The organism is Kitasatospora sp. NPDC054795 (assembly GCF_053611565.1).
The window spans coordinates 1-11282 of record NZ_JBSHAP010000107.1 but is presented as its reverse complement, the minus strand read 5'-3'; the positions used below and the strand labels follow the sequence as shown (position 1 = coordinate 11282).

Genomic DNA, 11282 nt, shown 5'->3' with positions numbered 1-11282 from the left:
ACCACCGCCGGGTCGGCGAGCGCGCGGACCCGGCGGTGGTCGTCCACCTCGACCGAGCCGGGCACCAGCAGGGTGTCGATCCGGCTCCGGGCGGCCTCGTCGAAGGTGAGGTCGGGCAGGATGCGCACGCCCGCCGCGGTGGTGACCGGATCCGCCGTCTCGGCGGCGAGGACGACCCGGTAGCCGGTCGCGTCGCCGGTCTCCCGGCGGACCAGTGAGAACACCTCGGGCGGGCCGGTCACATCGAGCAGGTCGACGCCCTCGAACAGCACGATGACGATCAGCCGTTGCGCAGCGGATGCGGGCACCGCTTCCCTCCTCGTCGTCCCTGCTCGATGTCGGAATCTGCAGGTTAGACGACATTGCCGACACCAGAGCACCGCCCGTAGCGTTTTCAGGGCCGGCCGCACCCGCAGTGGCCCGCGAGATCCCCGACTCCCGACCGTGAAGGCGGTACCCCGTGCCCACCACGACCCTGCGCACCCTCAACGGCCTCGACGAGAAGCCCGCCGTGCTCGGCGACTCGACCCTGATCATGATCGACTACCAGAACACCTATGTGCGCGGCGTGATGGAACTGGCGGGCTGGCAGGAAGCGCTGGACGCGGGCGCCGACCTGCTCGCCCGGGCCCGGGAGGCCGGCGCCACCGTGATCCACGTGATCAACGACGGTGGCGAGGGCACCCCGTACGACATCCGGGCCGAGATCGGGCGGATCCACCCGAGCGTGGCCCCCGCCGAGGGCGAGCGGGTGGTGGTCAAGCAGGGCCCGGACGCCTTCGTTGGCACCGACCTGGGAGAACTGCTCGACGCGGCCGGCCACCGGGACGTCGTCGTCGCCGGATTCATGACCCACATGTGCGTCGCCTTCACCACGGCCGGCGCCTTCCTGCGCGGCAACCGCCCGACCGTCGTGGCCGCCGCCTGCGCCACCCGCCCGCTGGAGTCGGCCGGCACCGGGCTGACGGCCGTCCAGGTCCACCGCGCCGCGCTGGCGACGATCGGCGACCTGTACGGCGTGGTGGTGGAGTCCCCGGCCGACCTCGGCTGAGCCCGGGTGGGATCCGGGGCGGATCCGGGGCGGATTCGGCGCGGGCCCTCGGCGGGCCCGGGCGGAGCCTCGGCCGGACCGCCCGCCGTGGCGGTCCACCGCGTGGCGGTCCACCGTGGTGGTCCGGGGCGTCGAGGGCGCCCGGAAACGCCACCGATCCGCCCCCGCCTCGTTGACCAGTCCGCGCACGGTGTCGGCGGAGGGCGGGGAACGGGCATGGCGGGGAACGGGGCGGCGGCCGTGGGCGGCCCGCCGGAGCTGGCGGAGTCGTACCGGGTCTGCGAGCAGGAGGTGGCCGAGCACCAGGCCTCGCTGCGGGCGATCAGCGACACACTGCCGCCCGAGGTGCGGCCGTACTTCCACGCCGTCAATGGCTTCGCCTCCCGGTCCGACCGGATCGCCGACGATGCCCCTGGCGCCGACGCCCGTGGCGCCGACGCCCCTGGCGCCGACGCCCGCAACGCCCAGGCCCAAGCCGCCCCCGCCGGGCGGCTGCGCCGGTTCGCCCGCTGGCGGGCCGAGACCCTGGCCGAGCTGGCGGCCGGCCGCAGCGAGCACCCGCTGCGCCGGGCCTTCGTGGACACCGTGCGCCGGTGGGAGCTGGACCCGGCGCTGGTCGAGGAGTTCCTGGACGCCACCCGGGCCGACGGGGCCCACCCGCCGGTTTTCGAGACCCGTGCGGACCAGCGCCGCCACCTGCGCGGCGTCGCGGGGACGATCACCGAGCTGTGGGCCCCGCTGCTGGGGGCGCGGGGCCCGCGGGCGGCGGACGCGCTGTCCGCGCTGGGGGAGGCCTGCCAGCTGGCCGACATCCTGGAGGACCTCCCGCTCGACCTCGCGGCCGGCCGCTGCTACCTGCCGCAGGAGGAGCTGCGCGGGCTCGGCCTGACCGTCGCCGACCTCGGCCGACCCGATCCCCGGGGGCGCCACCGGGCCGCCCTGGACACACTGGTCGAGGGTCAGCAGGCGCATTTGCACCGGCTGTTGGAGCAGGCCCTGCCCGTCACCTGGCTCGCCGCCCCCGGCTGCCGCCCGTTCCTGCACACCCTGCTGCTCGGTGCCCAGATGCAGTACGACGAAGTGACCCTGGCGCGCTCGCGCGTCCTGTCCGAGGGCCTCACTCCGCTGAGCTCCGACGGGGCCACTCCCCGCCGTCGCACCCGGCCCGTGCCCGCCGAGGGGGCGCCCGCCCACGTCGCCGTGATCATGGACGGCAACCGCCGCTGGGCCGAGGCCCGCGGACTGCCCGCCCGGTACGGCCACCAGGCGGGGCAGCGGGCCGCCCTGCGGCTGGTCAACGCGGCGCTGCGGCTGGGCATCCGCCACCTGAGCCTGTACGCGTTCTCCACCGAGAACTGGGACCGCCCGCCCGAGGAGCTGACCGCGCTGTTCGACTCGCTGGCCGAGGGCCTCACCCGTGGCGCGGAGGGCCTGCACGCGCTCGGGGTGCGGATCCGGTGGTGCGGCCGGCGGGACCGGGTGGACGAGTCGCTGGCCTCCGCGATCGCGCTGGTGGAGAGCATGACCTCCAACAACGGCACGCTGACCCTGACGGTCTGCGTGGACTACGGCGGACGGGAGGAACTGGCCGCCGCGGCCCGGGACCTGGCCGCCGAGGTGGTGGCCGGGGTGATCCGTCCGGAGGCGATCGGCCCGGCCGACCTCGCCCGGCACCTGTACCTTCCGGACCTCCCGGACGTCGACCTGCTGATCCGCACCTCGGGGGAGCAGCGGATCAGCAACTTCCTGCCCTGGCAACTCGCCTATGCCGAGCTGCTGTTCGACCCCACGCCGTGGCCCGACTACGACCTGGCCCGGCTGCGCGGGGCCGTCCGCGCCTACGCGGCCCGCGAGCGCCGCTTCGGCGGGGGCGTGCCCGCCCAGTCCCGGCAGTCGCAGCAACCCGGGCCGCCGCAGCCGTCCGCGCCGTCCGCGCCGCCCCAACGGTCCCAGCAGTCCCGGAAGCCCCCTACGAGTGCTGCTCCTGCGCCGCCGCCGGGGGAGGAGGGGTGTACGTTCCCTGGGCCGTGACGTACGCCAGCACCGTGTCCACGGTCACGGGGTGCGCGCCGAAGTTCGCGGTGTACGTGTCCACCGCCTCCTGGGTGGGGCGCAGCGGCACCCCGGTGAGCCGGACCTTGATCGGGTGCCCGGCCGGTACCGGATCGGCGGTCAGCTTGCCCTCCGTGAGGCCGCAGCGAAAGGCCGAGCGGTGCCCCATCTCCGCCCCGCCGACCTCGCACCGGCCGGAACCCAGGCCGTCCTTGATCGCGCCGGCCAGGTTCACCACCCGGTAGTCGCCCCGGGAGGTGCGGACGGACACCCCGCCGTCCAGTGCCCCGTCGCCGTGCGCCTTCGGTGGGTTCGCGAGGGACGGGTCGCCAACGGCCGAGCGGATCGGCAGGTGGACGGCCGGGCCGTGGCGGTCCATCACCATGCGGGCCGGGGCGACGACGTCCACCATCGCGTGGAAGCGGTCCAGCTGGGCCTGCGCCTCCGGGGTCCAGCGCACCTCGACCCAGCCGTTGGAGAGCGTTCCCAGGTTTCCGGAGCGGTCGGTGCCGCCGTCAACGGCACCGGCCGCCGTCCCGGTGAGCCACCCCAGTAGCGGGGCGCCCAGCGCCGCGCCCAGCAGCGAACGCCGCGTCGTGCTCATCGTCCCGAACCGTCCTTCCCGGGCCGTCCAGCACGGCCCTGGGACGGATCATCCGTCCACCGACCGTCTCCGAGGCCATTCCGGAGAACGAAACCACTCGCACGGGGGGAGTGGGACGCAGCCATGGGTGGTCCGTTCGGGAACATGAGCCCCCCGGGACGGCTGCCCGCCGGGTGTCCGGTCCCGACTCCGCCGCGCCCGGGGCCCGCCTCCTGCCGCGCCCGGGCCCCGCTTCGCGCGGCGTGGGCCCCGGGCGCGGCGTTCGCGCGCCCCGGGCCCCGGAGGTCCGCGCGACGCGGGCGACGGCCGTCCGAGCCGTGCGGTCCCGGCCGTTCGCGTACCCACGCCGTAGCGCCCCCACCCTGAGTTGAACGTGTTCAAAGTCGTGCGCCATGATGAGGGCGCGCGAGAACACCCCACCGCGGCCTGCGGCGGAAGGCGGTCCCGTGCTGCCCCGTCACGCTCCGAACCCCCCTACCCGACCCCGGAGTCGACCGTGCGACACCTGCTGCAACGCCACCCCTTCGCGATGCGCACCCACTTCGCGCACTCGCTCGTGCTCACCTACGCCCTGCCGCCCCGGTTGCTCGCCCCGCTGGTGCCGCCCGGCCTCGCCCTCGACACCTACACCGACCCCGACGGCACCGAGCACGGCTTCGTCGCCGCCGCCGTCGTGGACACCCGGGCACTGCGCCCGGCCGCGCTGCCCGCCCGCCTCGGCCGGGACTTCATCCTGACCGGCTACCGGGTCTTCACCCGCTTCCCGACCCCCGGCGGCCGCACCATGCGCGGCCTGCGCATCCTGCGCTCGGACACCGACAGCCGGATGATGGCGCTCGGCGGCAACGCCTTCTCCCGCTACCACTACCGGCACGCCCGGATCGGCACCCGGGTGGTCGGCGACACCCTGGAGTTCAAGGTGGTCAGCGGCGACGGCCGCGCCGACCTGCACGTGCGCGCCGACCTCGGCGGCGCCCCCGCCGCCCTCCCGCCGGGCAGCCCGTTCGCGGACGCCCGGGCCGCGCGGCGCTTCGCCGGCCCGCTGCCCTACACCTTCGAGTACGAGCCGCAGACCCGCTCGATGATCGTGGTCAAGGCCACCCGTGCCCACTGGGACCCGGTCCCGGTGGCCGTCGAGGTGCCCCGGCTCACCTTCTTCGACCACGGCCCGCTGGCCGGCAGCCGGCCCCTGCTCGCCAACGCCTTCCACGTCGCCGGCCTCGACTACGGCTGGCACGCCGGGGAGCGCCGCCACCTCACCGGAGCCGCCCGATGACCGCCCCCGCCCCGGCCGGGCCCGGCCCGTCCGCCGCCCGCCCGCTCGTCGCCCGCCCGTTCGCCGCCTGCTCCGCCGTCCTGTGCCCGTCCACGACCCGGGCCGACGGCCCCCGCCCGTCCGGTGTGCGCGAGGTCGTCCGCTACAACTGGCCGATGTACGCCGCCGGCGCGCTCACCGTCGCCGTCGGCGGGGCGCTGGCCGGCCGGCTGCCGGGCCCCGCCGCCGTGCTCGCCCGGGCGGCCGCCGCCACCGCCGCCGGATACCTCGCCGTCAGCACCCTCGCCACCTGGTGCGTCTACGACCGCTCCGCACTCCACCGCTACGACTGGCTGCCGGAGCTGCTGCCCGACGGCCCCGGCGACCACCTGGTGATCAGCACCGGCCTGGACGAGGCCAGCCGCCCGATCGCCGCCCGCCACCCCGGTGCCCGCGGACGGCTCGCCGACCTGTACGACCCCGCGCTGACCGCGAGCGGCTCGATCCGCCGCGCCCGCCGCCACGCCCCGCCCGCCCCCGGCGGCATCCCGGCCCGCCCGGACGCCCTGCCCGCCGCGACCGGCGCCCTGGACACGGTGTTCGCCGTCTTCGCCGCCCACGAGCTGCGCCGGCCCGCCGACCGCACCGCCCTGTTCGCCGAGGCCGCCCGCAGCCTGCGCCCCGGCGGCACCCTGCTGCTGGTCGAGCACCTGCGGGACGCCGCCAACACCGCCGTCTACGGTCCCGGCGCCTGGCACTTCCTGCCCCGCGCCACCTGGCTGGGGCACGCCGCCGAGGCGGGCCTGCACCCGGCCGCCGAGCGCCGGATCGCCGGCCTTGTCACCGCCTTCGCCTTCCGGAAGGCCGCGTCATGACCGGGCTGGTCACCCTGGAGGCCCAGCTGCGCCTGGTGGGTGCGGCCCTCGTGACCCTCGGCCTGGTCCACGCGGTGCTGCCCCGCGCCATCGGCTGGCCCGCCGACCTGTCCGGCACCACCCTGCTGACCCGGCAGGTGTCCTACGCCCACCTCTTCTTCATCGGCCTCGCCTGCGCCCTGCTCGGCCTGCTCCCGCTCTGTCTGGCCCCCGACCTGCTGGCGGGCGGCCGGCTCGGCACCGCCCTGCTGGCGGGCCAGACCCTCTTCTGGGGCCTGCGCTGGCTCTTCGAGTTCGCCTACTTCTCGCCCCGGCTGTGGCGCGGAGACCGCCTGCGCACCGTCGCCCACCTCGGCCTCTGCGTGCTGTGGACCTGGGTGACGGCGGTCTTCGCCGGAGCCCTCTGGCACACGGTCTAGGATCAGTCGCGACCCCAGGAGCCCACACACCCCTCAAGGATCATGCGGTGACCGTTGCTTTCCCCCGTGCTCGCGCCGTGCGGTCGGCCCTGTCGGCCGGCGTCGTCCTGCTGGCGGCCACCTCCTGCTCCGGTTCGTCCGACGCGGCGCTGACCAGCGCCCAGGCCAAGCAGAAGACCGACCAGTACTTCTCCGAGACCTTCCTCGCCTTCCCCAAGCCGATCTCGCCGGTGGTCGACCGCGACGGCGAGGAGAAGTGCTTCAAGAAGGGCGCCCCCTCGGAGCCGGACGGCCAGGTGAAGGCCGTCACCTATCGCTTCCTGCGGGACATTCCGGCCGATCACCACGACACGATCTTCGACGCCTTCCGCGGCCACCTCGTCGTGGCCGGGTTCCGGGTCACCGACAGCAGGCCCGGTGTGATCGTCCTCACCAACCCGGACAACGGCTTCAAGGCCTCCATCTCGGACGGCGACAACTGGCCGGCCACGCTGAAGGTCGGTTTCGAGTCCCCCTGCGTCTCGCCCGACGGGGCCAAGGCGGCCACCGGCTGAGCACGCCGGCACACCTCCTCGCCCGGGCGGACCGCTTTCGCGGGCCGCGCCGGCCGCCGGCCCGGACCGGCAGCCCGCTCCGCCGCTCCGCGGGGCCCGTACCGTCAGACGTTCGCCGGCAGGGTCGGCGCGCGGCGCGGCTGGGGCGGGAGGGCGAGGGTGAGGGCCTCGCGGGAGGCGGTCGGGAGGGCGAGGGCGGAAGCGGTCTCGGCGGGGAGCGGCTGGAGGCCGAGCAGGGCGGTGGTCAGCCGGGTGGTGGCGCGGTGCCAGTCGGAGATCCGCCGGAGCATGGCGTGGCCGCTGCCGGTGACGGTGTATCCGCAGACCCTGGCGCCCGCGGCGCGGCTGCGGGCGGCGAAGGCGCGGGTGTCGGCGGGCGGGGTGACGGTGTCGCGGTCGCCGTGCAGCATCAGCACGTCGCGTCCGGCGAGCTGCTCGCACGGGTCCTCGGCAGGGCACCACGGTGCGAGGGCGACCAGGCCGGTGACGGACGGGTGCCCGCCGGCCCGGAGTGCGGCGCGCCCGCCCATCGAGTGGCCGACCAGCACCGTCGGCACCGGCCCGAGCAGCGCGGTCAGTTCGTCGAGCGCGGCGGTCGCGTCCTGGGCGGCGTCGGCCCGTTCGCCGTTCCAGCCGCGGTGGCGGTAGCGGACGGTCCCGATGGCGACGCCGGCGTCCGCGGTCGCCCTGGTGAGCCCGCGCAGGAAGCCGTGCATCCGCAGCAGCGGGAGGTTGAGGCGTCCGGGCCGGGAGAAGTTGTGCTCCTCGCCGCCGTGCAGCACCAGGACGGCGGCCCGGGCCGCGTCCGGCCGGACCTGCCAGTGCAGCGCCCGGTGGCCCACCGCGCGCTCCGCCGCCGTACCGCTCACTGCCGCACCGTCCCGTCCGTCCCGCCCGTGGCCCGTCCCCCCGGACCGCCACTGTACGCGTGCGGACGGCCGGACCGTTCACCCGAGGGAACCATCCCGGACACCGGGCGCGCGCGGCCGGAGCGGGCGCCTGCTATTCACGAAGGGTGGGGGGCCGCAAGCGCCCGCTCGTGGCGCCGTGTCACCGAGTGGAGGACTCCGTGGCTCAGCAGCTCGCTCTGTCCGTCGACTTCGGGTCGGGTTTCACCCAGGCCTGGTCCAAGATCGCCAAGGTCATCCCGCAGTTCATCGCCTTCCTGGTGATCCTGTTCATCGGCTGGATCGTGGCCAAGGCGATCGCCAAGCTCCTCGACCGGGTGATGCGCAGGCTCGGCTCGGAACGGGTCGCCGAGCGGTCGGGGATGGCCGCCCGGCTGGCCGGCTCCAAGTACGACATGACCGGCATCGTCTGCAAGGTCGTCTACTACATCGTCCTGCTGATGGCCCTGCAGCTGGCGTTCGGAGTCTTCGGTCCGAACCCGATCAGCGTGATGATCCACAGCATCGTCGCCTGGCTGCCCAGGGCCATCGTCGCCGTCGTGATCCTGGTGGTCGCGATGGCCATCGCCAACGGCGTGCGGGACATCGTGGGCAACTCGCTGTCCGGCGCCTCGTACGGCCGGGTGGTCGCCACCACGGTCTGGGCGTTCATCGTCGGCCTCGGTGTGATCGCCGCGCTGGGCCAGGTCGGGATCGCCACCGCGATCACGACCCCGGTGCTGATCGCCGTGCTCGCCACCATCGCCGGCGTGCTGGTGGTCGGCGTCGGCGGCGGCCTGATCCTGCCGATGCGCCAGCGCTGGGAGCGGTGGCTGGACGGTGCCGAACGGGAGACCGCCCGGCTGCGCGGCACTGCCTACCAGGCCGGCCGCTCCGACGCGCTGTCCAACCAGCCGGTCCGGCCGACCACCCAGACCGGTCCGGGCACCCCGCCCGCGCCGGGCATCGAGGGCGACCAGAACCGGTAGCCGCCGCCACCGCCGGTCGCCGGGCAGGGCCCGCCGGGGCTCAGACCTCCAGCAGGCCCTCCTCGCGCACCAGCCAGCAGATCGCGGTGAGCCGCATGACGGCGTAGTCGTAGCCGACCGGCTCCCGCCAGCCGATCTCGTCGAGCGCGTCGACGAAGCCCAGCGCGTAGTCCGACAACTCCTCACGGTCCAGGGGCCGGGGCGCCAGCTCCGGTCCCTGCGCGTACAGCAGCTCCCGCAGCATCGCCGCGTGCTGGTCGACCGCCGCGACGAAGCCGGGCTCGAAGGCGAACTCGGCCAGGCGGGGCGTGAAGGCCGTCACGATGCCGGGCAGCGGACAGCCGGCCGGCTCGTCGGGGGAGCGCCGGAAGGAATCGTCGGAGGTGGCGAACATCCGTCCACGTTAGGCGAGCCCCGGAGCCGGAACGGACGCCCGTGACGGTTCCGTGCTGAGACCTTGGCCACCCCGCCCGCGTCACCGCCCGCCGCGGCGACGGTCCGTGTCCCGTCCGGTTCGCTCTGCCGATCACGGGGTGCTCCGTACCAGAATGGCCGGCATGGATCTCCGCATCTTCACCGAACCCCAGCAGGGCGCGAGCTACGACACCCTCCTCAAGGTGGCCCGCACCGCCGAGGAGCTCGGGGCCTTCAGCGCCTTCTTCCGCTCCGACCACTACCTGAAGATGGGCGACGTCGACGGCCTGCCCGGGCCCACCGACGCCTGGATCACCCTGGCCGGCCTCGCCCGCGACACCAGCACCATCCGCCTGGGCACGCTGATGACCGCCGCGACCTTCCGGCTGCCGGGCGTCACCGCGATCCAGGTCGCCCAGGTGGACGCGATGAGCGGCGGCCGGGTCGAGTTCGGCCTCGGCGCCGGCTGGTACGAGGCCGAGCACACCGCGTACGGCATCCCCTTCCCGAAGGACAAGTTCGGTCGGCTGGAGGAGCAGCTGGCGATCATCACCGGGCTGTGGCGGACCAAGCTCGGCGACACCTTCGACTTCGCGGGCGAGTACTACACGCTGACCGACTCGCCCGCGCTGCCCAAGCCCGTCCAGGAGCACGTCCCGGTGCTGGTCGGCGGGCACGGCCCCCGGCGGACCCCGGCCCTGGCCGCCCGCTTCGCCGACGAGTTCAACCTGCCGTTCGCCTCGGTGGACGACACCGCCGCCCAGTTCGGCCGGGTCCGCGCCGCCGTCGAGCACGCCGGGCGCGCGGCCGACGACCTGGTCTACTCCAGCGCCCTGGTCGCCTGCGTCGGCCGGGACGACGCCGAGGTCGCCCGCCGGGCCGCCGTGATCGGCCGCGACGTCGACGAGCTCAAGGAGAACGGGCTGGCCGGCACCCCGGACGAGGTCGCCGAGAAGATCGGCCGGTACGCGGCCGTCGGCAGCGAGCGGATCTACCTCCAGATCCTCGACCTGGACGACCTCGACCACCTGGAGCTGATCGCCTCCCGGATCGCCCCGCAGCTCGCCTGAGACGCGCCCGGGGCCCGCCGGCGGTCCGAACGGCCGGCGGCCCGGGCCCGGCCCGGGTCGTCCGTACCCGCCCCGACCTCCGCCCTTTACTCGTTCTTGGGAATGCGCCATGCTCCTTGGACGGGAACGGCGGGGGGAGACCGGGTGAGCGGGACGAGAACGGTGCGGACGGCGGAGGCGCCGAGGGTGCCGCCGCCACGCACCGCCGGGGAGCGCGTCGTCCTGCCCGCGCCGCACGACCCGCCCGCCCGGCACGAGCTGCGCGGGCCCGGTCCGGCGGTCCTGCGCTACCCCGCCGGGGACCTGCTGGTCGTCACCGGCCTGCCCGGCAGCGGCAAGAGCACCCTGATGCGCCGCTGCGTCCGCGCCCCGCTGATCGACTCCCAGCTGGTCCGCGAGGAGTACGCGGCCAGGCTGCCCGGCCGCCTGCCGTACGCGTTCTACCGCCCGCTGGCCCGGCTCGCCCACTACCGGCGGCTGCGCCGTGCCGTCCTGGACGGCGGGCCGCTCGCCGTGCACGACTGCGGCACCCAGCCCTGGGTGCGGGCCTGGCTGGTCCGCGCCGCCGCCCGGCAGGGCCGCCGGGTGCACCTGCTGCTGCTCGACGCCGACCCGGCCGAGGCCCTGGACGGGCAGCGGCGGCGCCGGCGCGGCGTCTCGCGCTACGCCTTCGCCCGGCACCTGGCCGCGGTCGCCCGGCTGCGCCACCGGATCCTGGAGGCCGGCCGGCTGCCGGCCGGCTGTGCGTCGGCCGTGGTACTCGACCGGGCCGCCGCGCGCGCCCTGCGGGAGATCGACTTCACGGCGTCGTAGTCTCGGCGAGTCCGCGCCGGGCGCCGGCGGGTCCGGCCGGAGCAGGCCCGGCACGCGGCCGAGACCACGTCAACTCCCCCGTCAGGAGCGCTGATGCGCCGTACTGCCCGGGTGCGCTCGCGTGCCCCCCGCCTGTTCCCCTGCGCCGCCGCGCTGGTCGCCGCGGCCGGCCTGAGCCAGTTCGCCGCTCCGGCCGCACACCGCGCCACCGCGGCTCCGGCCGCCGCGGTGGCCGGGTGCGCGGACGGCGGCGCCGATGCCGCCGGGGCGGCCGGAGCCGCCGCCCGGCGGCCCGCCGG

The 11282-nt window shown here is 75.6% G+C and carries 14 protein-coding genes; 10 read left to right on the top strand and 4 right to left on the bottom strand.

The genetic code is table 11. From position 1 onward, the window contains the following. A partial coding sequence (locus ACWGJO_RS30880; protein WP_452188757.1) for a DJ-1/PfpI family protein occupies positions 1–308 on the bottom strand: 308 nt, incomplete at its 3' end. A 152-nt stretch (positions 309–460) separates the two neighbouring features. On the opposite strand from ACWGJO_RS30880, the gene ACWGJO_RS30875 reads away from it, so the two are divergent. Together ACWGJO_RS30875 and uppS are read left to right on the top strand one after the other, a co-directional pair. Beyond that, entirely contained in the window at positions 461–1051 is a 591-nt protein-coding gene (locus tag ACWGJO_RS30875; RefSeq protein WP_452188756.1) for a cysteine hydrolase family protein, read from the top strand. 216 nt (positions 1052–1267) lie between these two features. Further along, positions 1268–3082: a polyprenyl diphosphate synthase gene (gene uppS / locus ACWGJO_RS30870; protein ID WP_452188754.1), complete on the top strand. Its 1815-nt coding sequence runs from the start codon at positions 1268–1270 to the stop codon at positions 3080–3082. Here uppS and ACWGJO_RS30865 read toward each other — a convergent pair. Next, positions 3021–3707, bottom strand: coding sequence for a hypothetical protein (locus ACWGJO_RS30865; protein ID WP_387693481.1), 687 nt, complete (start codon positions 3705–3707; stop codon positions 3021–3023). The genes uppS and ACWGJO_RS30865 overlap by 62 nt on opposite strands. Before the next feature lie 496 nt (positions 3708–4203). On the opposite strand from ACWGJO_RS30865, the gene ACWGJO_RS30860 reads away from it, so the two are divergent. Genes ACWGJO_RS30860 through ACWGJO_RS30845 form a run of 4 tightly spaced genes read left to right on the top strand, consistent with a single transcriptional unit; the run spans position 4204 to position 6810 of the window. Then, entirely contained in the window at positions 4204–4983 is a 780-nt protein-coding gene (locus ACWGJO_RS30860; protein ID WP_359910831.1) for a DUF2071 domain-containing protein, read from the top strand. Next, entirely contained in the window at positions 4980–5837 is an 858-nt protein-coding gene (locus ACWGJO_RS30855; RefSeq protein WP_452188752.1) for a class I SAM-dependent methyltransferase, read from the top strand. Before ACWGJO_RS30860 ends, ACWGJO_RS30855 begins: the two co-directional genes overlap by 4 nt. Further along, positions 5834–6256 carry a hypothetical protein gene (locus tag ACWGJO_RS30850; RefSeq protein WP_380551336.1) on the top strand — a complete coding sequence of 141 codons (423 nt, stop codon included), beginning with the start codon at positions 5834–5836 and terminating at the stop codon, positions 6254–6256. The genes ACWGJO_RS30855 and ACWGJO_RS30850 overlap by 4 nt, the downstream gene beginning before the upstream one ends. A gap of 47 nt (positions 6257–6303) precedes the next feature. Further along, the gene (locus ACWGJO_RS30845) at positions 6304–6810 is read left to right on the top strand and encodes a hypothetical protein (protein ID WP_452188750.1); all 507 of its coding nucleotides are present in this window, start codon (positions 6304–6306) and stop codon (positions 6808–6810) included. Positions 6811–6914: 104 nt separating this feature from the next. Here ACWGJO_RS30845 and ACWGJO_RS30840 read toward each other — a convergent pair whose 3' ends face one another. Beyond that, positions 6915–7679 (bottom strand): alpha/beta hydrolase, encoded by a 765-nt coding sequence (locus tag ACWGJO_RS30840; protein WP_452188748.1) that lies wholly within the window; start codon positions 7677–7679, stop codon positions 6915–6917. Between the two features lie 200 nt (positions 7680–7879). Between ACWGJO_RS30840 and ACWGJO_RS30835 the strand changes: the two genes are divergently transcribed. Then, on the top strand, positions 7880–8686 hold the full coding sequence (locus ACWGJO_RS30835) for a membrane protein (protein ID WP_452188746.1): 807 nt from the start codon (positions 7880–7882) through the stop codon (positions 8684–8686). A 40-nt stretch (positions 8687–8726) separates the two neighbouring features. Here ACWGJO_RS30835 and ACWGJO_RS30830 read toward each other — a convergent pair whose 3' ends face one another. Continuing rightward, positions 8727–9080, bottom strand: coding sequence for a DUF6401 family natural product biosynthesis protein (locus tag ACWGJO_RS30830; RefSeq protein WP_452188744.1), 354 nt, complete (start codon positions 9078–9080; stop codon positions 8727–8729). Between the two features lie 163 nt (positions 9081–9243). On the opposite strand from ACWGJO_RS30830, the gene ACWGJO_RS30825 reads away from it, so the two are divergent. The 3 genes from ACWGJO_RS30825 to ACWGJO_RS30815 all read left to right on the top strand — a co-directional run. Beyond that, positions 9244–10170 (top strand): LLM class F420-dependent oxidoreductase, encoded by a 927-nt coding sequence (locus tag ACWGJO_RS30825; RefSeq protein ID WP_452188742.1) that lies wholly within the window; start codon positions 9244–9246, stop codon positions 10168–10170. A 144-nt stretch (positions 10171–10314) separates the two neighbouring features. Further along, positions 10315–10983 (top strand): AAA family ATPase, encoded by a 669-nt coding sequence (locus ACWGJO_RS30820; RefSeq protein WP_452188740.1) that lies wholly within the window; start codon positions 10315–10317, stop codon positions 10981–10983. 93 nt (positions 10984–11076) lie between these two features. Then, on the top strand, positions 11077–11282 hold a 206-nt coding region (locus tag ACWGJO_RS30815), incomplete at its 3' end, for a hypothetical protein (RefSeq protein ID WP_452188738.1).